The organism is Ectothiorhodospira lacustris (assembly GCF_022227785.1).
Lineage (GTDB): Bacteria > Pseudomonadota > Gammaproteobacteria > Ectothiorhodospirales > Ectothiorhodospiraceae > Ectothiorhodospira > Ectothiorhodospira lacustris.
The window spans coordinates 16892-39802 of sequence record NZ_JAJNQM010000012.1 but is presented as its reverse complement, the minus strand read 5'-3'; the positions used below and the strand labels follow the sequence as shown (position 1 = coordinate 39802).

General features: G+C 62.3%; 16 protein-coding genes. 12 read left to right on the top strand and 4 right to left on the bottom strand.

Features of this window, described 5'->3' with window-relative positions; genetic code table 11:
* The first annotated feature begins 8 nt into the window (after nucleotides 1-8).
* From LQ952_RS04090 to acs, 8 genes are all read left to right on the top strand, one after another.
* A complete protein-coding gene (locus LQ952_RS04090) occupies nucleotides 9-188 on the top strand; it encodes a hypothetical protein (RefSeq protein WP_238621385.1) in 180 nt (59 codons plus the stop codon).
* Nucleotides 178-3141 carry an ATP-binding protein gene (locus LQ952_RS04085; protein WP_238621384.1) on the top strand — a complete coding sequence of 988 codons (2964 nt, stop codon included), beginning with the start codon at nucleotides 178-180 and terminating at the stop codon, nucleotides 3139-3141. The genes LQ952_RS04090 and LQ952_RS04085 overlap by 11 nt, the downstream gene beginning before the upstream one ends.
* Nucleotides 3138-4460 (top strand): sigma-54-dependent transcriptional regulator, encoded by a 1323-nt coding sequence (locus LQ952_RS04080; protein WP_238621383.1) that lies wholly within the window; start codon nucleotides 3138-3140, stop codon nucleotides 4458-4460. Before LQ952_RS04085 ends, LQ952_RS04080 begins: the two co-directional genes overlap by 4 nt.
* Nucleotides 4461-4609: 149 nt before the next feature.
* Nucleotides 4610-6538, top strand: coding sequence for a putative nucleotidyltransferase substrate binding domain-containing protein (locus LQ952_RS04075; RefSeq protein ID WP_238621382.1), 1929 nt, complete (start codon nucleotides 4610-4612; stop codon nucleotides 6536-6538).
* 276 nt (nucleotides 6539-6814) lie between these two features.
* Complete coding sequence (locus LQ952_RS04070; RefSeq protein WP_238621400.1) at nucleotides 6815-7069, top strand: DUF4212 domain-containing protein; 255 nt, start codon at nucleotides 6815-6817, stop codon at nucleotides 7067-7069.
* 21 nt (nucleotides 7070-7090) lie between these two features.
* The gene (locus tag LQ952_RS04065; RefSeq protein ID WP_238621381.1) at nucleotides 7091-8857 is read left to right on the top strand and encodes a sodium:solute symporter family protein; all 1767 of its coding nucleotides are present in this window, start codon (nucleotides 7091-7093) and stop codon (nucleotides 8855-8857) included.
* Nucleotides 8858-9056: 199 nt separating this feature from the next.
* Nucleotides 9057-10097 (top strand): DUF294 nucleotidyltransferase-like domain-containing protein, encoded by a 1041-nt coding sequence (locus LQ952_RS04060; protein ID WP_238621380.1) that lies wholly within the window; start codon nucleotides 9057-9059, stop codon nucleotides 10095-10097.
* A gap of 215 nt (nucleotides 10098-10312) precedes the next feature.
* Nucleotides 10313-12256: an acetate--CoA ligase gene (gene acs, locus LQ952_RS04055; protein WP_238621379.1), complete on the top strand. Its 1944-nt coding sequence runs from the start codon at nucleotides 10313-10315 to the stop codon at nucleotides 12254-12256.
* 45 nt (nucleotides 12257-12301) lie between these two features.
* Here the strand turns inward: acs and LQ952_RS04050 are convergent, their stop codons facing one another.
* Nucleotides 12302-12895, bottom strand: a complete 594-nt coding sequence (locus tag LQ952_RS04050) for an NUDIX domain-containing protein (RefSeq protein ID WP_238621378.1) — start codon at nucleotides 12893-12895, stop codon at nucleotides 12302-12304.
* Nucleotides 12896-12997: 102 nt separating this feature from the next.
* Between LQ952_RS04050 and LQ952_RS04045 the strand changes: the two genes are divergently transcribed.
* The gene (locus LQ952_RS04045) at nucleotides 12998-13303 is read left to right on the top strand and encodes a hypothetical protein (protein WP_238621377.1); all 306 of its coding nucleotides are present in this window, start codon (nucleotides 12998-13000) and stop codon (nucleotides 13301-13303) included.
* A gap of 7 nt (nucleotides 13304-13310) precedes the next feature.
* Here LQ952_RS04045 and arfB read toward each other — a convergent pair whose 3' ends face one another.
* Nucleotides 13311-13724 carry an alternative ribosome rescue aminoacyl-tRNA hydrolase ArfB gene (gene arfB, locus LQ952_RS04040; protein WP_238621376.1) on the bottom strand — a complete coding sequence of 138 codons (414 nt, stop codon included), beginning with the start codon at nucleotides 13722-13724 and terminating at the stop codon, nucleotides 13311-13313.
* Between the two features lie 171 nt (nucleotides 13725-13895).
* Between arfB and LQ952_RS04035 the strand changes: the two genes are divergently transcribed.
* On the top strand, nucleotides 13896-14093 hold the full coding sequence (locus LQ952_RS04035; protein WP_238621375.1) for a YjfB family protein: 198 nt from the start codon (nucleotides 13896-13898) through the stop codon (nucleotides 14091-14093).
* A 66-nt stretch (nucleotides 14094-14159) separates the two neighbouring features.
* Here LQ952_RS04035 and LQ952_RS04030 read toward each other — a convergent pair whose 3' ends face one another.
* Nucleotides 14160-14429 carry an Lrp/AsnC family transcriptional regulator gene (locus LQ952_RS04030; RefSeq protein ID WP_238617601.1) on the bottom strand — a complete coding sequence of 90 codons (270 nt, stop codon included), beginning with the start codon at nucleotides 14427-14429 and terminating at the stop codon, nucleotides 14160-14162.
* Between the two features lie 156 nt (nucleotides 14430-14585).
* On the opposite strand from LQ952_RS04030, the gene LQ952_RS04025 reads away from it, so the two are divergent.
* Nucleotides 14586-20336: a PAS domain S-box protein gene (locus LQ952_RS04025; RefSeq protein ID WP_238621374.1), complete on the top strand. Its 5751-nt coding sequence runs from the start codon at nucleotides 14586-14588 to the stop codon at nucleotides 20334-20336.
* Nucleotides 20337-20369: 33 nt separating this feature from the next.
* The gene (locus tag LQ952_RS04020; protein WP_238621399.1) at nucleotides 20370-21278 is read left to right on the top strand and encodes a diguanylate cyclase; all 909 of its coding nucleotides are present in this window, start codon (nucleotides 20370-20372) and stop codon (nucleotides 21276-21278) included.
* Here the strand turns inward: LQ952_RS04020 and LQ952_RS04015 are convergent.
* Nucleotides 21268-22863: a peptide chain release factor 3 gene (locus LQ952_RS04015; RefSeq protein WP_238621373.1), complete on the bottom strand. Its 1596-nt coding sequence runs from the start codon at nucleotides 22861-22863 to the stop codon at nucleotides 21268-21270. The genes LQ952_RS04020 and LQ952_RS04015 overlap by 11 nt on opposite strands.
* Nucleotides 22864-22911 lie beyond the last annotated feature (48 nt).

Here is a 22911-nt window from a genome sequence, read left to right as displayed (position 1 = left end):
TCCATTCCATGTCATCCCAGGACAAGACGCTTCTGCTGTTCCTGCTCGGCGTACTGCTGTTCGCTTCGCCGCTGGTGGCGTGGTGGACCCGGCCGGGCATGCCCTGGTACCTCCCGTACCTGCTCTGGGGCCTGGTCATCGGCCTGGCCTGGCTGGTGCAATGGCGACGAGGCCGCCATGATTTCTGAGATCGGTCTGCTCTACGGGGTCGGGGTCGCCTATCTGGCAATGCTGTTCTTCATCGCCCATGCGGCGGAAAAGGGCTGGCTGCCCGCCCGGCTGGTACATCACCCGCTGGTCTACACCCTGTCGCTGGGGGTCTATGCCACTTCCTGGAGCTTTTACGGCAGCGTAGGCTTTGCCAAGAACGAGGGTTATCAATTCCTCACCATCTATCTCGGGGTCACCCTTGCCTTCCTGCTGGCCCCCCTGCTGCTGGCCCCCCTGCTGCGTCTGGTGAGGGAATATCAACTGACGTCCCTGGCCGACCTGTTTGCCTTCCGCTATCGCAGCCAGTGGACCGGGGTCATCGTCACCCTGTTCATGCTGGCGGGCATCCTTCCCTACATCGCCCTACAGATCAAAGCGGTCACCGAATCCGTCTCCGTGCTCACCCAGCAGGACACGCCCCATCTCCTGGCCCTGGGCTTCTGCGCCACCCTGATGCTGTTCGCCATCCTCTTCGGCGCCCGTCACATCACCCCCCGGGAAAAGCATGAGGGCCTGGTGGTGGCCATCGCCTTCGAGTCCGCCGTCAAGCTGCTGGCCCTGCTGGCCGTGGGCGGCTTCGCGCTGTTCGGGATCTTCGGCGGTTTCGGCGGACTGGATGCGTGGCTGACCGCCCACCCGGAAGCCCTGGAGGCCCTGTACGAACCGGTGCGTGAAGGCCCATGGATGACGCTTATGGTGCTGGCATTTGCCGCCGCCTTCCTGCTGCCTCGCCAGTTCCACATGACCTTCGTGGAAAACATGAACCCCCGCTCCCTGCAGGTGGCCACTTGGGCCTTCCCCTTGTTCCTGCTGCTGCTCAACCTGCCGATCCCCCTGATCCTCTGGGCCGGTCAGGCCACCAGCCTGCAGACCGCCCCTGATTACTACGTACTGGGGCTGCCGGTGGCGGCAGACCAGAGTTGGCTGGCCCTGTTCACCTTCATCGGCGGGATTTCCGCCGCCAGCGCCATGATGATCGTGACCACCCTGGCCCTGGCCGCCATGTGCCTGAATCACCTGATCCTGCCGGCCCATTATCGCCAGCAATCCCTGCCCCGGAACAATCTCTACGGCTGGCTGTTGTGGGGTCGGCGGGTCCTGATCCTGCTCATCATCGGCATGGGCTACGGCTTTTACTGGCTGCTGGAATTCAACCAGGGCCTGGCCCAGATCGGCCTCATCTCCTTCGTGGCCGTGGCCCAGTTCCTGCCCGGCATCCTGGCTCTGCTGTTCTGGCCCCGCGCCAACCGGGTGGGATTCATTGCCGGACTCATGGGCGGCATCGTGGTGTGGCTGCTGGCCCTGATCGTCCCGCTGATTCACGATTCCGGCCTGCCGATGGTGGACTTCAACCTGATGCGATGGATGGGGGCCGAGGAGGAAAACCGCTGGGCCTTCGCCACCTTCTGGTCACTCACCCTCAACAGCCTGCTGTTCGTCGCCGGCTCCCTGCTCACCCGCCCTACCCGGGAGGAGCTGGAAGCCTCCCAGAGCTGCCGCCGTGAACAACTCACCCCGAGCCGGTTGCTGGGGGATGGAGAGATTCGCAACGTCGAGCAGCTGCAAACCAATCTGTCCCAGGTCATCGGCCCACAAACCGCCACCCTGGAGATCCAGCGCGCCCTGGGCGACCTGAAGCTGGATCTCCGTGAACAGCGCCCCAATGAACTGCGCAAGCTGCGGGCACGCCTGGAACGCAATCTGTCCGGCCTCATGGGGCCGCTGCTGGCGCGCATGATCGTGGACAACCGACTGGAAGTACCGCCCCAGACCCAGGTCGCCCTGGCGGACAGCCTGCGCTTCGTGGAGGAACAGCTAGAACACTCCACCGTGCGGCTCAAGGGACTGGCGGCGGAGCTGGACACCCTGCGCCGCTATCACCGCCAGGTACTCCATGAACTGCCGCTGGGGGTCTGCTCCATCGCCTCGGGCGGCGACATCCTGATCTGGAACAACACCATGGCCGCCATCTCGGGCATCTCCTCATCCTTTGCGGTGGGACAAACCCTGGACGGACTCAAGGATCCCTGGGACGGGGTGCTGCGCACCTTCATCAACGGTGATGATCGGCATCTCTACAAGCTGCAACTCACCGTGGACGGCCGCCAACGCCGCCTGAACCTGCACAAGGCCGCCATCGAATCCTCGGGGCTGGGCAGCTCCGTGGCCCATGGGCTGGGGGGGATGGTGGTGCTGGTGGAGGACCTGACGGAGCTGCACAATCTGGAAAGCGAGGTAGCCCACAATGATCGCCTGGCCTCCATCGGCCGCCTCGCCGCCGGGGTGGCCCACGAAATCGGCAATCCGCTCACCGGCATTGCCTCTCTGGCCCAGAACCTGCGTTACGAAAAGGACCCGGCGGAAGTGGACCTGACCGCCCGGCAGATCCTGGAACAGACCCGGCGCATCAACGACATCGTCCAGTCCCTGATCACCTTCAGCCATGCCGGCGAGGTCCCCCGACTGCGCCCGGCCCCGGTGAACATGCGGGCCTGCGTGGACGAGGCCATCCACCTGGTACAGTTGAGCGACAGCGGCCGGGATATGGGCTGCTTCAACGCTGTGCCCGACAGCCTCATCGCCCGCGGCAACGCCCAGCGACTGCTGCAGGTCTTCGTCAACCTGATCAACAACGCCCTGCAGGCCAGCCGACCCGGTGACCGCATCGTCATCCGCGGGGGATACGTCCTCGGCAGCGTGGAGATCCAGGTGGAAGATGAGGGCAGCGGCATCCCGGAGTCCGTGCTGGACCGGATCTTCGAACCCTTCTTCACCACCAAGCCACCGGGCGAAGGCACCGGCCTGGGGCTGTCGGTGGTATACAGCATCATTCAGGACCACGGCGGCATGGTCTACGCGGACAACCTGCCCGAGGGCGGGACCCGTTTCCACATCCGGCTGCCGGCCGTCGAAGAGGAGACCCTGGCTTGAACCGAATCCTGATCCTGGAAGACGAGGCGGTGATCCGCCGCGCCCTGCGGCGTCTTCTGGAACACGAAGGCTATCGCATCGAAGAGGCGGCCTGTATCGCCGACGCCCGCCGTCTGTGCGGGGAAGCCCGCTTCGACCTGCTGATCTGCGACCTGCGTCTGCCCGACGGGGAAGGCATTGAGATGCTCGCCCACTGCGGCGACACCCCGGCGCTCATCATGACCAGCTATGCCAGTGTGCGCTCTGCGGTGGAGGCCATGAAACAGGGGGCAACGGACTATATCGCCAAACCCTTCGACCATGACGAGATGCTGTTGTGCGTGGCCCGCATCCTCAAGCAGCGACAACTGGAACAGGAAAATGCCCAGCTACAGTCCCAACTCGGCCAGGCCTATCCGGTGGAAGGCATGGTGGGAGAGTCACCCGCCATGCAGCAAGTGTGCAGGACCCTGGAGAAAGTGGCCCCCACCGATGCCACGGTACTGATCCGGGGAGAATCCGGCACCGGCAAGGAGCTGGTGGCACGGGCCATTCACAAAAAAAGTCGGCGCGCCCGGGCTCCCCTGGTCTCGGTCAACTGTGCCGCCATACCCGAGGGTCTGCTGGAATCGGAACTGTTCGGTCACGAAAAGGGGGCCTTCACCGGGGCCGCCCAGAGCCGCCAGGGATTGGCGGAGGCCGCCGACGGGGGCACCCTGTTCCTGGACGAGATCGGCGAACTGACCCCGGCCGCCCAGTCACGGCTGCTGCGGGTGCTGCAGGACGGCGAGATTCGCCGGGTGGGCGCCAACAGCAGCCGCAAGGTGGACGTGCGCCTGCTGACAGCCACCCACCGGGACCTGGAACAGATGGTGCGCGAAGGCAGCTTCCGCGAAGACCTCTACTACCGGCTCAAGGTCATGGAAATCAGCCTGCCGTCGCTGCGCGAGCGGCTGGAAGACCTGCCCCGCCTGGCGGACTTCCTGCTGGAAAAGGCCTGCCGCCGTCTCAAGCAGGCGCCGGCACAGATGGATCCGACGGCCCTGGCGGCCATGCAGGCCCATCGCTGGCCCGGCAACGTACGGGAACTGGAAAACGCCCTGGAGCGAGCGGTGATCCTCGCCGACGGCGACCGGATCACCGCCGAACACCTGGGCCTGTCCCCCGGACCGGCCCAGGAGGAGAGCCCGGATACCAGCCTGGAAGACTATTTCCGCCGCTTCGTACTGGAAAACCAGGCCCAGATGACCGAAACGGAACTGGCCCGGCGACTGGGCATCAGTCGCAAGGCCCTCTGGGAACGACGCAACCGCATGGGCATCCCCCGCCCCAAGATCTGAGCTTGGGTGTTACCTTGGGTAACACCTGTTACCCAAGGTAACACCCCCCAGGCGCACCCATATCCCAACTCCTTGTTTCCACAGGGAACAAAAACCTGGCACACCTTCTGCATCCATGATCGCCAAGACCACGGCCATCCATGGATACCATGCAGACAGATCCAGGCAACAGCGCAGACCGGCAACGGGGGGTCCTCATTCCCGTGATGGAATTTCTGGGCCGCCACGAGCCCTTTGCCCGGATGGACCCGGTCCATCTGGAATTCCTCGCCAAGCGCCTGCGTCTGGTTTTCTATACCCGTGACGAGCAGATCCTGACCCCCAAGTCCGGGCCCGCCGACCGCTTCTTCATCGTCAAGCAGGGTCGGGTGCTGGGGGAGTCCCTTGACCCCAACGGCAACCCCGTCAGTACCGCCTGGGTCCTGGCACCGGGGGAATGCTTTCCCATCGGTGCCCTGCTGGCCCGACGGCCGGTGAAGACCCGTTATCGGGCGGCCGAGGACACCTTCTGCTTCGAGATGGACCGGGACGACTTCAACCATCTGCTCAAGATGTGTCCCGAGTTCCATGATTTCTGCACCCGCCGCCTGGCCAGCCTGCTGGACACCGTCCAGCGCCATGTGCAGTTCAGTACCGCCTCGGGGCTGGGCGGCGATACCTCCCTCAACACCACCGTCGGCGAACGCCTCCAACGCGAACCCGTCACCCTCCGCCCCGACGCCCCCATTCGCCAAGCCCTGCAGGCCATGCAGGATGAACGCATCGGCAGCGTCATCATCACGGACGCAGAACAAAGACCCTTAGGCGTATTCACCCTGCACGATCTGCTCAAGCGCGTGGCCCTGCCCGAGATCGGCCTGGATCAGCCCATCAGCGCCGTGATGACCCCCGACCCGGTCACCCTGCCCTCCAGCGCCTTTGCCTTCGAGGCCGCCATGCTGATGGCCAGTCACGGCTTCCATCACCTGTGTATCGTCGACCGGGGCCGGCTGCGGGGCGTGATCTCCGAAGGCGACCTGTTCTCCCTGCAGCGGGTCAGCCTGGCCAATCTGAGCCGCTCCATGAGCCAGGCCGAAGACATCAATGCCCTGGCCCGCCTGGGCACCGATGTCCACCTGCTGATCGGCCAGATGATCGCCCAGGGGGTACGGGTGGACCAGATCACCCAGATCATCGCCATGCTCAACGACCAGCTCACCCGCCGCATCATCACCCTCTGCCTGCACGAGGCCGACGGCGACATCCCCGAATTCGACTGGCTCTCCTTCGGCAGCGAAGGCCGCCAGGAACAGACCCTCAAGACCGACCAGGACAACGGCATGCTGTTCCTGCCCCAGGACGGCATGACCGCGGACCAGATCCGTGCCCGGCTGCTGCCCCTGGCGGAGCAGATCAACGAAGCCCTCCGGATCTGCGGTTTTCCCCTGTGCCGGGGACGGGTCATGGCCGGCAACCCGGAGTGCTGCCTGAGCCTGGAAGAATGGCGCACCCGCTTCTCCCGCTGGATCGAACAGGGCACCCCCGAACATCTGCTCAAGGCCAACATCTACTTCGATTTCCGCGTCCTGTACGGCGGTGAGCAGCCGGGTGCCGAACTGCGCGCCTGGTTCCTGGAAAAGACTTCCAAAAACAGCCGGTTCCGCCGTCAGATGGCGGAAAACGCCCTGCGCCTGCGCCCCCCTCTGGGGCTGTTCGGTGACTTCAAGGTGAGTTCCGGCAGCGGGCGTCACCCACGCAGCCTTGATCTGAAGGTCAATGGCACCACCCCCTTCGTGGACGTGGCCCGCATCTTCGCCCTGGCGCTGGAGATGCCCGACAGCAACACCACCCGCCGCTTCGAGGCCTGTGCCGAGGCCGGCGTCATGAAGCGGGAAGACGTGGCGGCCTGGCTCAATGCCTATCACTACATCCTGCTGCTGCGCATGCGCAATCACCATGAGCAGGCCCAGGCCGGCCAGCCCCTGAGCAACTTCATCAACCCCGAACGTCTGGATGAACTGGAGCAGCGGATCCTCAAGGAGTCCTTCCGACAGATCCGCAAGCTGCAGTCACGCCTGGCGCTGGAATATCAGCTGTAAGCACATCAAGGTAGAGCCCGGGCCCAAGGGAATACAGAGCCCGTCACCCACAACAGGACAAAGGACGGCAACCCTTTGGTTCATGAATTAAAGATGGAGGCAAGACAGCATGCAGTCCGACCCTAACCCGGCATACCGATTTGATCGGAGGAGTCAATTATGAGTGAAAAAATGAGAGATCTTCTCAAAAAGATCCTGGCGGAAGAAAACAGCATCAGCGACAGGACCAAGGAGCAGATTCGGCAGACCCTGGCCGGTACCGCGACCGCCGGCGGCATCGCCGAGCAGAGGACGGCCTACTGGAAGGCCAATCTGAGCATCCTCGGCTGGTGTCTGGCGGTGTGGTTCATTGCCGGCTTCCTGCTCCCCATCTTTATGGTGGATGCACTCAACACCATGTCCATCGGCGGTTATCCGCTGGGCTTCTGGATGGCACAGCAGGGCGCCATCTACACCTTCCTGGTACTGATCTTCTTCTACGCCTGGTGGATGAACCGCCTGGACAAGAAGTTCGACGTCCACGAAGAATGATAACGACTGGGGGATAATCCTATGGATCTTAAATTAATGATCTACCTGGTGGTTGGTGCCACCTTTGCGCTGTATATAGGCATCGCCATCTGGGCCCGGGCGGGCAGCACCGGGGAGTTCTACGTGGCCGGCAAGGGCGTCAACCCGATCGCCAACGGCATGGCCACGGCGGCCGACTGGATGTCCGCGGCCTCCTTCATCTCCATGGCGGGTCTGATCGCCTTCTTGGGCTACAGCGGCTCGGTCTATCTGATGGGCTGGACCGGCGGCTACGTGCTGATGGCCCTGCTGCTGGCACCGTATCTGCGCAAGTTCGGCAAGTTCACGGTGCCCCAGTTCGTGGGTGATCGCTTCTACTCCAACGGCGCGCGCATCGTGGCGGTGATCTGCCTGCTCATCATCTCCATCACCTACGTGATCGGGCAGATGCGCGGTGTGGGTATCGCCTTCTCGCGCTTTTTGGAAGTGGACATCCTCTGGGGCCTGATCGCCGGTATGAGTATCGTGTTCGTGTACGCCGTACTCGGCGGCATGAAGGGGATCACCTATACCCAGATCGCCCAGTACGTGGTGCTGATCTTCGCCTACACCGTGCCTGCGGTGTTCATCTCCATCCAACTCACCGGCCACTTCCTGCCTCAGACCGGTCTGGGCGCCACCCTCTCCGGTGACGACAGCCGTTACCTGCTGCAGGCACTGGACGGCATGATGGTGGATCTGGGCTTTGCCGAGTACACCACCAACGCCACCTTCAGTACCCTCAACATGTTCCTGCTGACCATGGCGCTGATGATCGGTACCGCCGGTCTGCCCCACGTCATCATCCGTTTCTTCACCGTACCCCGCGTGCGTGACGCCCGTAAGTCCGCCGGTTGGGCCCTGATCTTCATCGCCCTGCTCTACACCACCGCTCCGGCCGTGGGTGCCATGGCCATGTACAACCTGGTGAACACCCTCTACCCCGGCGGGGTGGGCAATACCAGCGAGGCCATGGTCTACGACGAGCGTCCGGAATGGATGCGCACCTGGGAAAACACCGGCCTTTTGGTGTTCGAAGACAAGAACGATGACGGCCGTATCCAGTACTACAATCAGGGCAACCCGCCGGCCTTCGCAACCGAAGACAACCTGCAGGGCAATGAACTGGTACGCCTGGACCGTGACATCATGGTGCTGGCCAACCCGGAAATCGCCAGTCTGCCCAACTGGGTGATCGCACTGGTGGCGGCCGGTGGTATCGCGGCGGCCTTGTCTACTGCGGCGGGTCTGTTGCTGGCCATCTCCTCGGCCATCTCCCATGACCTGCTCAAGGGGGTGTTCATGCCCAAGATCTCGGAGAAGAACGAGCTCATGGCGGGACGCATCTCCATGGCGGGCGCCATCCTCCTGGCCGGCTACCTGGGGCTTAATCCGCCGGGCTTTGCGGCCGAGGTGGTGGCGCTGGCCTTCGGTCTGGCGGCCTCCTCCCTGTTCCCCGTGCTGATGATGGGCATCTTCTACAAGCGGATGAACAAGGAAGGCGCCATCGCCGGCATGCTCACCGGCCTGATCAGCACCCTGGTCTACATCTTCCTGTACAAAGGCTGGTTCTTCATTCCGGGCACCAACCTGCTGGCCGACAACGCCAGCGGCTGGATCCTGGGCATCTCGCCCCAGGGCTTCGGTACCATCGGTGCGGTGCTCAACGTCACCGTGGCGCTGATCGTCTGCAAACTGACGGCCCCGCCGCCGAAGGAAATCCAGGCCCTGGTGGAGAGCGTGCGCGTACCGCGTGCCGACACCGCCTGATCTTGTAACCAACCGGGGGACCCGCGCCGCGGGTCCCCTTCGCACCGAAACCGGATCAAGATGTCTGCGCTGGAATCATTCCGTAAGGCGTGACTCCAGCACAGATTCCTTGTTGAAAGCCTGGCCGGACTGATGGCCAGAATGACGTCGGATGGGCATGATACGGGGTTTCCCCGCACCAGCCCGGAAGACGAGACGGATGGACGTACAGACCCTGATCAGCCAGGTCAAGGAGGCTGAGACACGACATGACCTTGAGCAACTAGGCCGTCGGCTCCCGGCATTGCAGATACAGCTGATCCGCGCCGGCGTGAACGCCGACGAACTGGGACACATCATCTCGGACCTGGCAGATGCCTTCACGGGACGTTTCATCCATCTGGCAGAGGTCTCCCTGGGTCCGGCCCCCATGCCCTACGCCTGGGTGGCCTGCGGATCACAGGGGCGACGGGAACAGACCGTACACACGGATCAGGACAATGCCCTGATCCTGTCCGGACCTGCCGACCGGGGAGTGTCAGGGTATTTCGACCAGTTGGCGGAACAGGTGACCACGGGGCTGGATGCTTGCGGCTTCGTCCTCTGCTCGGGAGAAGTGATGGCCCGCAACCCGAAGTGGCGCCAGCCGCTGGATACCTGGGAGAGCGACTTCAAGCAGTGGATCGAACAACCGGAACGAAAATCCGTGATGCTGGCGCAAAACTTCCTGGATCTGCGCTGTATTCATGGGGAAGCCGATCTGCTTGAGCGTTTGCGCCGCCGCATCCTGGCCTTGACCCGGCACAACGCCGGATTCATGGCGGCACTGGCCGTGGAAGCCCTGCACGATCGCCCGCCGCGCCGGCTACCCGGCGACTGGCTGACGGTACTAACCCGACAAGCGCCGCTGCTGAATATCAAGCGTGTCGGCATCTTGCCCATCGTCAGCCTGGCCCGCCTGCTGGCCCTGGCGGACGGAGTGATGGTGCTGGGTACACGGGAACGACTCCAGGCGGCCGTCGACTCGGGACGCCTCAGCGAGGCCGGCGGGCGGGACCTGACGGCGGCTTGGGACTGCATTACCTTGTTGCGGGCCCAGCACCAAGTGCGCTGCCTGGAACAGGGCCGAAAGGCAGATAACCGGGTCGCTGTCGACACGTTGTCGCAGGAAGATCGGCAACGGTTGCGGGAGGCATTCAAGATGGTGCGGATCATCCAGAGCACGACGGGCCGGCGCGTCGCCGGTTTTTTGCTCCAATAAGGTGCGCAACCGCACAGGAATGTGGCAGCAACAATAAGCTCGGGTTATTCTGGAATAAATAGCGCCGTTGCAGGCCGTGACCGGAACCAGGCATCCAGGGTCGACACACAGCGACAAGACACAGACAGCACAGTCCGTAGAGACCCGGGAACAGGATTTCTGCCGACCCCGATGGCGGTTGGCGATGTTTCAAATGTCTTTTTGAGGAGGAACCCATGTCGGAAGTGAAGATTCACGAAGTACCGAAAGACTTTGCCGCCAGCGCCCATGTCAATCTGGAGCAATACGAATCCATGTACCGGCAGTCGGTGCAGGATCCCGACGGCTTCTGGGCCGAACAGGCCAAGACCTACCTGGACTGGTTCCAGCCCTGGGACTCCGTCCTGGAAGGCAGCTTCGACGGTGAAGCCCGGGTCACCTGGTTCAAGGGCGGCAAGCTGAACGTCGCCCACAACTGCCTGGACCGTCATCTGGACACCCGGGGCGATCAAGCCGCCATCATCTGGGAAGGCGACGATCCTGCCGAAGACCGCACCATCACCTACCGGGAACTGCACACCGAGGTCTGCAAGTTCGCCAACGTGCTCAAGTCCAAGGGTGTGAGCAAGGGTGACCGGGTCTCCATCTACCTGCCCATGATCCCCGAAGCCGCCGTGGCCATGCTGGCCTGCGCCCGCATCGGCGCCGTGCACTCCATCGTGTTCGGCGGTTTCTCCCCCGACGCCCTGCGTGACCGTATCCAGGACGCCGAGGCCAAGGTGGTCATCACCTCCGACCAGAGTCTGCGCGGTGGCCGCAAGGTGCCCCTGAAGGGCAATGCCGACAAGGCTGCCGCCCAGTGCCCCACCATCACCACCATGGTGGTGGTCAAGCGCGGCGGCGAGCCGGTGGAATGGAAGGAAGGCCGTGATGTCTGGTACCACGAGGAAGTAGCCGCCGCCAGTGCCGAGTGCCCGGCCGAGCCGATGGACGCCGAAGACCCGCTGTTCATCCTCTACACCTCCGGCTCCACCGGCAAGCCCAAGGGCGTCATGCACACCACCGGCGGCTACCTGCTGCAAGCGGCCATGACCCACAAGCTGGTGTTCGACTACAAGGACGGCGAAGTCTACTGGTGCACCGCCGACGTGGGCTGGGTCACCGGCCACAGCTACATCATCTATGGCCCGCTGGCCAACGGCGCCAAGAGCCTGATGTTCGAAGGCGTGCCCAACTACCCGGACAACGGCCGTTTCTGGCAGGTGTGCGACAAGCACAACGTGTCCATCTTCTATACCGCCCCCACCGCCATCCGCATGCTCATGGGTGTCGGGGACGAGTTCGTCACCAAGCACAAGCGCTCCACCCTGCGCCTGCTGGGCACCGTGGGCGAGCCCATCAACCCCGAGGCCTGGGAGTGGTACCATCGGGTGGTGGGTGACGGCCGCTGCCCCATCGTCGACACCTGGTGGCAGACCGAGACCGGCGCCCACATGATCGTCAACCTGCCGGGTGCCGTGGACATGAAGCCCGGTTCCGCCACCAAGCCCTTCTTCGGCGTGGAACCCCTGCTGGTGGACGATCAGGGCAACGAGATCACCGAGACCCCGGCGGAAGGCAACCTGTGCCTCAGAAACCCCTGGCCGAGCATGATGCGCAGCCTGTGGGGTGACCACAAGCGCTTCGTCGAGACCTATTTCAAGATGTACCCGGGTCTGTACTTCACCGGTGACGGTGCCCGCCGTGACGAGGACGGTTACTACTGGATCACCGGTCGCGTGGACGACGTGCTCAATGTTTCCGGTCATCGCCTGGGCACCGCCGAGATCGAATCCGCCCTGGTGCTGCATCCCAAGGTGGCCGAGGCCGCAGTGGTGGGCTATCCCCACGACATCACCGGCCAGGGCATCTACGCCTACGTCACCCTCATGGCGGGCGAGGAAGGCAGCAAGGAACTGGCCGATGAACTGGTCAAGCTGGTCCGCACCGAGATCGGCCCCATCGCCAAGATCAATCTGATCCAGTTCGCCGCCGGCCTGCCCAAGACCCGCTCGGGCAAGATCATGCGCCGCATCCTGCGCAAGATCGCAGCCAACGAACTGGAGAGCCTGGGTGACACCTCCACCCTGGCCGATCCAGAGGTGGTGAACGTGCTGATCGACAGCCGCCTGAACAAGTAAGCAGGCATCCCCGCCCTTCTCCCGCAACAGGAGAAGGGCGGCTTCCTACCCGCCCCAGCGCTCCCGCAGGCCCTCCCGGTTCAGTCGCAGCCACTGCAGTGCGATGATGGTCATGGCGGTGTCCACCTGCATCCGATCCAGCTGGTCAAAGGCCTCTTCCGCGGGCAGCACATGCACCCGGATCTCCTCTCCCTCATGGGCCAGACCATGAATCCCCCCGGCGCCGGACAGATCCGCCCGCGCCACGAACAGGGAAATCCGCTCCGTGGAACTACCCGGTGTGGCGTAATAGTCGTGCACATGCACCAGTTCGTCCAGATGACAACCCGCCTCTTCCAGGGCCTCCCGCCGCGCCACTGATTCGGCCCGTTCACCCGCATCGATCAAACCAGCGATGATCTCCATCAGCCAGGGGCCATGGGGCGACTCAATCGCACCCACCCGGAACTGCTCCACCAGCAACACCTCGTCGCGCACCGGATCATAGGGCAAGACCCCGGCGGCATGGCCCCGATCCAGGAGCTCCCGATCGACGACCATCGGTTCCCCGCCTTCAAAGCGGCCATGGGACAGACGCAGATGCCGCAGGTGAAAGAAACCCCGATACAGGTCCTGGAGCTTGAGTATTTCCCATTTCATGCAATGATCACCTATGAACGGCAAGGGTGTCGTACGCCTACCACATCATGACGCCGGGCCGGACCCTCGGGCCGGCCCCTGACATCGAGTATACTGACCGCCATGAAAGACCTGCTCAAACTTCTGGAATCCCTGATCGGCCGCGAGGCCATGGTGGACGGCATTCACTGCGAAGTGATCGAGATCCTGGAGGCCGGCCCCCGGGTGGTGGTGGGCCAGATGGATGGCGAACATGTGATCCAGCCGGACCAGCATGGCGAGCCCCACCGACGGGTGCTGCGCACCTTCACCCTGCCGGTACTCAATGACGAAGCCACGGACATCCACCCCGTCATCATGACCATGGCGGGCGCCCCCCTGTCGGGCCGGATCCGCGAGGCCCTGCTGGAACAGCACCGGCTGCCCTGAGCAGCCTCTAAGGCCCCACCTTGCCCCGCAGGGCCTTGGTCCTGCCACGCTGAATCTTGCCCTCCAGACGCCGCCGCTTTGAGGCCAGAGTGGGCCGCGTCGCCTTGCGTATCTTGACCGGCTTCATGACGTCCAGGATCAGATCCTTCAGACGGGCGAGGGCATCTTCCCGGTTCTGCTCCAGGGTGCGAAAACGCTGCGCCTTGATGATCACCACCCCCTCCTTGCTGATCCGCTGATCGGCGCGTTGCAACAGCCGGTCCTTGTACACCCTTGGCAAGCTGGATCCGGGGATGTCAAAACGAAGATGTACGGCGGAGGACACCTTGTTTACGTTCTGCCCCCCGGCACCCTGGGCCCGGATCTGAGTCAGTTCGATTTCCCACTCGCCCAGGGCCACACTACTGGATATCTGCAACACGATTCATCCCCGAGATAAGCCGGGCGATGCCTTGCCAAGCCCACCCCGGCGGTTATCGAACGGCATTGTTCAGAAAATTTAAATTAAAGTCTGCGCCCAATCAGCCGATCTACTGACTGAGGAGCCTTGCAGGCGCCTCGGACATTCACGCAAAACCCAAAGGTGTTCATTATGGACGTCAACGCAATCGCCAGTCTGGCCACCCGGATGTCCCAGCAGCAGCTCGCTCAGGACGTCGGCACGGCGGTGCTCAAAAAGGCCATCGACACGCAGGCCCAGGGTGCCCTGGCCCTGGTGGAGGCATTGCCGGACGTGAGCAGTGCCGCACTCCCCACCAACGTAGGTACCATCATCAATACCACGGCCTGAGCCGCATGTCAGGCCCCGCGGAGATCCGTCATGGGTCTCCACGGGGGTTAAACACACGCTTTCCCCCTATACCGAGAACATCGCCTCAAGGTCATGCCTGGAGTAGGCCTTGAAGGCCAGCAGGGTATTGGTCTTCTCCAGTCCCTCGATAGTCAGCAAATGGTGGGTCACCAACTCGGCCAGGTCATCGTTGCGCGGGACGCGGACGATGGCGATGAGGTCGTAATTGCCGCTCACCGAGAACACCTCGGATATCTCCTTCATGTCCGCCAGACGATCCGCGATCGCGTTGATCCGGCTGCGTTCCACATTCATGAGGATGATGGCTGTGACCATGCTGACTGGCTCCTGCTGGGTTGTTTGGTGATCCGAAGCAGGCTAACCCGAACCGCCCGGCAGGTCCATGCCCAGTGATAACCCGTCGGGCATCTGCCGCTGATCCGGCGCGGCATCACGCAATTTCCGGGCACAAGCGGCACTGGTTTGGTTAACATGCAAACATGCATTGATGATCTCACCGAGGCGAGGATGTTCTTCCCCAAACTTCGCAGCATCGCCACCCCGCGGGTGATCACCCTGCCGGCCAGCGCCACCCTGGCCCAGGCCACCCAGGATATGCACAGGCACAATATCCGCGCCATTGTGGTCATCCACGACCAAGGCTATCGACTGCTGATCTCCAGCCTGCTGCTGCGACTACGGATTCAAAATGTCCCCCTGACCACGCCTCTGAATCAACTGGATCTGCCGGAACCGGCCATCCTGCCCCCGGAGGAAAGTGTGCTGGAGGGATTCAAAGCCATCCGCAACGAAGCCGAGCATATCTGCCTGGTCAGCAGGAAAGGCAACCTGGAAGGGATTGTCAGCTACAGCGATCTGGCCGGCAGCCTGGACCCGGAAGTACTGGCCGAAAGTCAAAGCCTGGGGCAACTGATTCAGGGCATGCAGCCCCTCACCGCCGAGGAAAACCAGTCCGTGCGGGAGGTGATGCAGCGGATGGACCAGGGACGTTTCAGCGCCACCATCGTGATCCGAAAGGACACTCCCGTGGGCATCCTCACCCAACGGGACGTGATCCATCTGATCGAGACCGGTGCCGATCTGAATCAGCCCATCGGCACCTGCATGACCACGCCGTTACAGACCCTTGGCCAGGACGCCACCATCTCCCAGGCGCTACGCTTCTGCCGCCGACAGAGTATCAAGCGGGTCGTGGTGGTGGATGAGGACAACCGCTTCATCGGTCTGGTGGGACAACGGGATCTGGTCAGCCTGTATTACAACCGCTGGTTCAACCTGCTCAAGGAACATCAACAACAACTGGATCGCGTCAACCAGGAACTGCTCCAGGCCAACCGAACCCTCTCCGGCCTCACCGAAGAAGTACCGGCCGGCCTGATGATCATCGACAACGACGGCATTGTCACCCGCATCAACCAGGCATTCAGCGACATGCTCGGTTATACCCACACCGACGTGGTGGGGCATCGGGCACTGGACCTGTTCTGCTGTACCCACCACGGTGGCCAGGATGGCCAACGCCACTGTGACCATGAACGACGCTGGATTCCGATGGCGCATTGCCATGTACTCAAGGCCCTGAAGGAAGGTCAGCCCCATGAGGGGCGTGAGGTCATGATCCATCGGGAAGGCAGGCCGGTGGTGGTGGACCTCAAGGCCAAGCCCCTGGCGCCACAGGGTGGTTTTTTTCTGTTCCTGCAGACCGTCAACGAGACGGACCTCCATGTCCACCAGTTGAAGCAGGAACTGGATCTGTTCACCCAAGGGCCGGTCATGGCCTGTATCTGGTTACCAGAATCCCATTGGCCGCTCCAGTACATCTCCCCCAATGTGACCGACATTCTGGGATATACCCCGGAAGAACTGCTGGCCGATCCATCCGGTTTCAAGGCACTGACCCATCCCGAAGATGTCGACCGGCTTGATCGGGAAGTCAAGGACTACCTGGCCCACCAGGCCACGGTGCTGGAACACCAGTATCGTTTGAGGAAGAAGGATGGTGAATACCGGCGCTTCTATGACTACAGCTTTGCCGATTATGACGATCAGGGTCGCCTCACGAGTCTGCGGGGCTATCTGGTGGACCAGACGGAACAGCTGGAAATCCGCCATGCCCTGGAACAGCAGGAAAAGCGGTTCCGGACCCTGTTCGAACTCTATCCCAATGCCACGCTACTGATTGATCCGGACGACGGCAGCACACTGGAGTTCAACGCCATGGCCCACCGGCAACTGGGCTATACCGCCGAGGAGTTTGTCCGTCTGCGCATTGCCGACTACGAGGCCCTCGAATCCCCTGACGAAGTGGCCCGACATGTGGAAAAAATCATGAGTCAGGGGCGAGACAACTTTGAAACCCGCCACCGACGCAAGGATGGCACCCTCATCGACGTCCAGGTCAGCGTCACGCTGCTCTCCTTTGCCGATCGACCCTGCATGCTGGCAGTGTTTCGTGACATCACCCGGGAGAAACTGGCGGAAAGCCGTCTGCAGGACAATCAATATCGTTTGCAACTGGCCACGGAAGCCGCCGGACTGGGTATCTGGGATTACGACATCAAGCACGACTGTCTGCTCTGGGATCCGCGCATGCACCACCTCTACGGCGTCGATCCTGAGACATTCAAGGGTAGGTTTGCCGACTGGGAGACCCTGGTCCTGCCCGAGGCCCTGCCCGCGATCCAGGCCGCCTTCCAGGACCTGATCCGACGAGACACCCCGTTTGATGCACAGATACAGATCCGCGGCCCGTCCGACGGTGCGATTCGCACCCTGCGGGGCATGGCCCGGGTGATCCGTGACGCCCAGGGCCGGGCCGTGCGCGTGGTGGGCGTCAATGAGGACATCACCGACCGCATTCTGGCCCAACGCAAGCTGGCCGCGGAAGAAATCAAGTTCCGCACACTGTTCGAACTGTCACCGGTGGGGATTGCCATGAACGACTTCCACACCGGGGAATTTCTGGAATTCAATCGGGCCATCAATGAACCGGCCCACTATACCCCCGAAGAATTTCGCCAGCTCAGTTACTGGGAACTGACACCGGAGAAATACCTGCCCGACGAGCAGCGGATACTGGAGTCCATGAACACGACCGGGCGCTACGGCCCCTTCGAAAAGGAATACATCCGCAAGGACGGCAGTCGCTATCCGGTGCTGCTCAACGGCTTCAAGACCACCACGCCCGAGGGCCGGGAAGTCATCTGGTCCATCGTCCAGGACATCTCCCCCCTCAAGCAGGCCCAGCAGGAGATCAGGGATCGGGAGGAACGTCTTCAGCAACTGGCCGCCCAGAGCCGCAGCGTCACCTGGGAGGTGGATACGCAAGGCCTTTATGTCTATGTGAGCCCGGTGGCGGAGACCGTCTGGGGCTATGCCCCGGAAGAACTGATGGAACGGGTCCACTTTTACGACCTGCATCCGGAACCGGTCCGGGAAGCTTTCAAGGTAGAATCGTTTCAAGCCCTCGGCCGCCGTGAAATATTCCGGGGATATCTCAATCCCGTGGTCCACAAGCAGGGACACACCCTGTGGATGTCCACCCATGCATTCCCCCTGGTGGATGAAAACGGCGCCCTCCTGGGTTACCGGGGCAGTGACATGGACGTCACCGAGGCCACCCATGCCAGACAGGCCCTGGAACACGAGCGGGAGCGCTTCAGGGGTATCTTCGAACAAACCGGCAGTGGCGTCGCCGTGTTTGAGCCGACCGATAATGGACAGGATTTCATCTTCACCGATTACAATCCCACCGCCGAGCGAATGGATCAGACCCGGCGGGAAGATATCATCGGTCGCCGGGTCACGGCATGTTTTCCCGGTGTTGAAGACATGGGATTGCTGGAGGCCCTGCGCCAAGTGGCCCGCACCGGAGACAGCGCCTACCTGCCGATTTCCTTCTATAACGACGGCGAACTCAAGGCCTGGCGCGAGAACACCCTGTTCAAGCTCTCCTCCGGCGAAGTGGTCGCCGTCTACAACGATCTTACCCACATCAAACAGGCCCAGGAAACCGCCGAGCGGGCCAATCAGGCCAAGAGCCAGTTCCTGGCCAACATGAGCCACGAGATTCGCACCCCCATGAATGCGGTGATCGGCCTGAGTGAACTGCTGCTGGACACCCCCCTGAGCGACAAGCAACGGGATTATCTGGGCAAGATCCGGGACTCCTCCCGCATGCTCCTTGGCATCATCAACGACATTCTGGATTTTTCCAAGATCGAGGCCGACAAGCTGGAACTGGAGCGCCATGGCTTTCGCATCGAGGATCTGCTGGAGCAGATGCGAACCCTGTTTGCCTCGGTGGCCGACGGCGCGGGCATCGAACTGGTATTCGAGTTGGAGATCCAGGAACCGGTCACGGTTGAGGGAGACGCCCTGCGTCTGGGACAGATACTCACCAATCTGCTCAGCAATGCCATCAAGTTTACGGAGCAGGGGCAGGTAGTGCTGTCCATCCGCCAACTGGGCCGCACCGACGACCATCTGCACCTGCACTTCCAGGTGAGTGACACGGGCATCGGGATCAACGCCGAACAACAGTCCAGACTGTTCCAGCCCTTCTCCCAGGCCGATACCTCCACCACCCGCAAATATGGCGGTACCGGGCTGGGGCTGGTCATCTGCCGCAAGCTGCTGGAGAAAATGGGCGCCGATCTGAAGCTGGAATCCATACCCGACACCGGTAGCACCTTCAATTTCGAGTTGACCCTGCCCCTGGCGCCGGATCAGCACCCGGCGGCTGTCCATGAACTCCTCCAGCCCGGCGCCCGGGTTCTGGTTGTGGATGATCATGAAGCGGCCCGCACCGTGCTCGTCAACATGCTCGAAAACCACGGCTTCCAGACCCAGCAGGCCGATAGCGGCGAGGCGGCCATCGATGCGGTCAAGGCCGCGGAACAGGCCGGCACCCCCTTTGAGCTGGTCCTGATGGACTGGAAGATGCCCGGCGGTCTGGATGGGGTGCAAGCCCTGGACCAGTTGGACAGGCTGCGCAAGCAGGGGGCACTGAACCCCATGCCGGTGCCGGCACTGATCGTCAGCGCCTATAGCCAGGAGGATCTGGCCCCCTATGCAGATCGCTTCAGCGCCTTTTTGAGCAAGCCGGTCACGCCGAGAACCCTGCTGGAGGCCATGGGACGGGCCGTGGCGGAGCAGACGGACACGGCTCCGGCAAAAAATACCAACCGCCACACGCTCCCCTGCTTTGAGGGGCGCACCGTCCTGCTGGTGGAGGACAATGCCCTGAATCAGGAAGTGGCCAGGGGCATCCTCAACAAGACCGGGATTCGGGTACTCCTGGCCAATGATGGCCGTGAGGCATTGACACAGGTGACCCAATATCCGGTGGATCTGGTGCTGATGGACCTGCAGATGCCGGTCATGGACGGGTTCGAGGCGGCCAGCCGGATACGCCAGCAGTTTCCCGATCTGCCCATCATTGCCCTGTCGGCGGCGGTGATGGAAGATGACCGACACCGGGCCAGGGCCGCCGGCATGAACGATCACCTGACCAAGCCCATCGACAGCCGGGCGCTGCTGAGTATAATGGAACGGTGGCTGCAAAGCGACGGCGTCCGCACCGAAACCCGGGCAGAGGAAGCACCGGACTGGCCGGTGCGGCTGGATGGCTTCGACATGATCACGGGGCTCAAGCGGTTCGATGGGGACAAGGCCCTGTATCTGCGTACCCTGGGCCGCTTTGCCGGACAGCTTGATACGGAACTGGCCGAACTGAGCCAGGAGGACCGGTCGCAAGATCCTGCATTGGGGCGTATGCTGCATACCCTCAAGGGGCTGGCGGCCATGGTCGGCGCCCATGCACTGGCCAGAGAAACCGAACAGCTGGAACAGATCCTCAAAACCGGCCAGCCCCTTTCCCAGACCAATACCCGGAGTTTCCTCGGAGTACTCAAGCAGGTTCGGGAACAGTTGGCCACCCTGTCCAAAGAGGAACAGACGCCGGTCACCTGCCCCGCGGCCGATCCACAGACCTCAGACCCACAGACCCTGGCCAACGACGTACACTCCCTGCGTCAATCCCTGGCCTCGGGTGAACTGGTGGATGAGGACCAACTGGCCCGGGTTGTCCGGTACCTGGGACAGCACATTGACCCGCAGGCGGCCCGGGAACTGCTGGAACGGGTGGACCGTTTCGACCATGATGGTGCGGTGGAATGGCTTGAAAGGCTGGCCAGGCAGGCCGGCATCGAATTTTCATGAGGTTTGGCTGTGCCGGAAAAAAAAGCAACCGTGATGATCGTGGACGATCAGCCCACCAACATCCACGCCCTGGCTTCCCTGCTCAAGGCGGATTACCGCATCCTGACCGCCACCAGTGGCAACAAGGCACTGGCACTGGCCCAGGGTGACGCCCCCCCGGACCTGATCCTGCTGGATATCGTCATGCCCGACATGGGTGGCTACGATACCTGCCGCCAACTCAAGGACGACGAGGCTACCCGGTCCATTCCGGTGATTTTCGTCAGCGCCCTGGACCATGTGGATGACGAGGAACGGGGGCTGAATCTAGGCGCCGCGGATTACATTTCCAAGCCCTTCAGTCCGGCCATCGTGCGCGCCAGAGTCCGCAATCAGGTGGCCCTCAAGCTCAAGACCGACATGCTGGAGAAAATCTCTCTTCAGGATGGTCTGACGGAAATCCCCAATCGGCGCAGTTTTGATCAGAAATTCGCCGAGGAATGGGGTCGGGCACGGCGGGATGGTCAGCCCCTGTCATTGCTGATGATCGATATCGACCAATTCAAGCCCTATAACGACCATTGCGGCCACGGCGCCGGAGATGACTGCCTCAAGCGGGTGGCCCAGGCGATGACCGGAGCATTGTCCAGAACCCCCGACCTGCTGGCCCGCTATGGGGGCGAGGAATTCGTGGCCCTGTTACCGGGCACCGATGAAACGGGTTGCCGGCATGTGGCCAAAAATCTGCTTGAGGCAGCAAGATCCCTGAACATTCCCCACGCACATTCCGATGCAGCCCCTCACGTCACCATCAGCATCGGCGGTGCCACCCATGGGGGGCAGACCGCCAAACCCGACCCGGAAACCCTGAAAAAAGCCGCCGACGACGCCCTTTACCGGGCCAAGCAGGCCGGGCGCAATCGGTATCAATGGGAATGCGAAGACCTCTCGCCTATTGACTGATCCCGTGCTCCCGGGTGGCGCTGAAGGTGATATCCGGCCACTTCTCCACGGCCATCTGCAGATTCACCCGGGTCGGTGCGATGTACACCAGATCACCCCCGTGATCGATGGCCAGATTGCTCGCCGCCTTGTCCTTGAACTGTTCCAACTTGCGTTCATCGTCACAGGTCACCCAGCGGGCGGTCTGCACCGACACATTCTCGAAGGCCGCATCCACGTTGTACTCGGACTTCAGGCGGTGGGCCACCACATCGAACTGCAATACCCCGACCGCCCCCAGGATCAGATCATTGTTGGTGATCGGCCGATACAGCTGGGTCGCCCCCTCCTCGCAAAGCTGCTGCAACCCCTTGGTCAGCTGCTTCATCTTCAGGGGATCCCGCAGCTGGGCACGGCGGAACAGTTCCGGCGCAAAGTTGGGAATCCCCGTGAAGGATAAGGCTTCTCCCTGGGTGAAGGTATCCCCGATGCGGATGGTGCCGTGGTTGTGCAGACCGATGATATCCCCGGGATAGGCCTCTTCCAGGTGTTCCCGGTCCGAGGCCAGGAACGTCAGGGCATCGGAGATGCGTACATCCCGCTTGATCCGGACATGATTGAGCTTCATGCCCTTGGTGAAGGTGCCGGAGCAGATACGCATGAAAGCAATACGATCCCGGTGCTGGGGGTCCATGTTCGCCTGGATCTTGAAGACAAAACCGGAAAAGGTCTCTTCCTCGGGTGACACTTTCCGCACATCAGTGGGGCGGGGCTGAGGGGCGGGAGCGAATTCCACGAAATCGTCCAACAGCTCCTGGATGCCGAAGTTGTTGATGGCGGAACCGAAAAACACCGGCGTCTGGCGCCCGGCCAGGTATTCATCCTTGTCGAACTCATGGGAAGCGCCCATGACCAGTTCCAGTTCTTCCCGCAGTTCTGCCGCCTGAGAGCCCAGCACCTCGTCGAGCCGGGGGTTGTCCAGCCCTTGGATGACCTCACCCTGCTGGATCTTGCCGCCGTGGGTGGGCGAGAACAGGTGCACGGCATCCCGCTTGAGGTGATATACCCCCTTGAAGCGCTTGCCCATGCCGATGGGCCAGGTCACCGGAGCACACTGGATCTTGAGCACATCTTCCACTTCATCCAGCAGTTCGATGGGCTCGCGCCCTTCCCGGTCCAGCTTGTTGATGAAGGTCATGATGGGGGTATCGCGCAGACGGCAGACCTCCATCAACTTGATGGTGCGTTCCTCGACACCCTTGGCCACGTCGATGACCATCAGCGCCGAGTCCACCGCAGTGAGGGTGCGATAGGTGTCCTCGGAGAAGTCCTGGTGGCCAGGGGTGTCCAGCAGGTTGACGATGCGGTCCTTGTAGGGGAATTGCATCACCGAGGATGTGACGGAAATACCGCGCTGCTTTTCCAGTTCCATCCAGTCGGAAGTGGCGTGCCGGGCGGCCTTGCGGCCCTTCACGGTGCCCGCCTGCTGGATCGCACCGCCGAACAGCAGCAGCTTTTCGGTCACTGTGGTCTTGCCGGCGTCCGGGTGCGAAATGATGGCGAAGGTGCGGCGACGGGCGGTTTCGGTGGTGTAGCTGGAGGGCATGAGCGGCACGGCCTGTGGGTAAAACCGTGTATTTTACGCCAGATGGGG

What these genes read in the sequence shown, in the direction of transcription:
- LQ952_RS04090 (WP_238621385.1), top strand. Translation starts at nt 9, where the DNA reads ATGTCATCCCAGGACAAGACGCTTCTGCTGTTCCTGCTCGGCGTACTG.
- LQ952_RS04085 (WP_238621384.1), top strand. Translation starts at nt 178, where the DNA reads ATGATTTCTGAGATCGGTCTGCTCTACGGGGTCGGGGTCGCCTATCTG.
- LQ952_RS04075 (WP_238621382.1), top strand. Translation starts at nt 4,610, where the DNA reads ATGCAGACAGATCCAGGCAACAGCGCAGACCGGCAACGGGGGGTCCTC.
- LQ952_RS04065 (WP_238621381.1), top strand. Translation starts at nt 7,091, where the DNA reads ATGGATCTTAAATTAATGATCTACCTGGTGGTTGGTGCCACCTTTGCG.
- LQ952_RS04060 (WP_238621380.1), top strand. Translation starts at nt 9,057, where the DNA reads ATGGACGTACAGACCCTGATCAGCCAGGTCAAGGAGGCTGAGACACGA.
- acs (WP_238621379.1), top strand. Translation starts at nt 10,313, where the DNA reads ATGTCGGAAGTGAAGATTCACGAAGTACCGAAAGACTTTGCCGCCAGC.
- LQ952_RS04050 (WP_238621378.1), bottom strand. Translation starts at nt 12,895, where the DNA reads ATGAAATGGGAAATACTCAAGCTCCAGGACCTGTATCGGGGTTTCTTT.
- LQ952_RS04045 (WP_238621377.1), top strand. Translation starts at nt 12,998, where the DNA reads ATGAAAGACCTGCTCAAACTTCTGGAATCCCTGATCGGCCGCGAGGCC.
- LQ952_RS04035 (WP_238621375.1), top strand. Translation starts at nt 13,896, where the DNA reads ATGGACGTCAACGCAATCGCCAGTCTGGCCACCCGGATGTCCCAGCAG.
- LQ952_RS04030 (WP_238617601.1), bottom strand. Translation starts at nt 14,429, where the DNA reads ATGGTCACAGCCATCATCCTCATGAATGTGGAACGCAGCCGGATCAAC.
- LQ952_RS04025 (WP_238621374.1), top strand. Translation starts at nt 14,586, where the DNA reads ATGCAAACATGCATTGATGATCTCACCGAGGCGAGGATGTTCTTCCCC.
- LQ952_RS04020 (WP_238621399.1), top strand. Translation starts at nt 20,370, where the DNA reads ATGATCGTGGACGATCAGCCCACCAACATCCACGCCCTGGCTTCCCTG.
- LQ952_RS04015 (WP_238621373.1), bottom strand. Translation starts at nt 22,863, where the DNA reads ATGCCCTCCAGCTACACCACCGAAACCGCCCGTCGCCGCACCTTCGCC.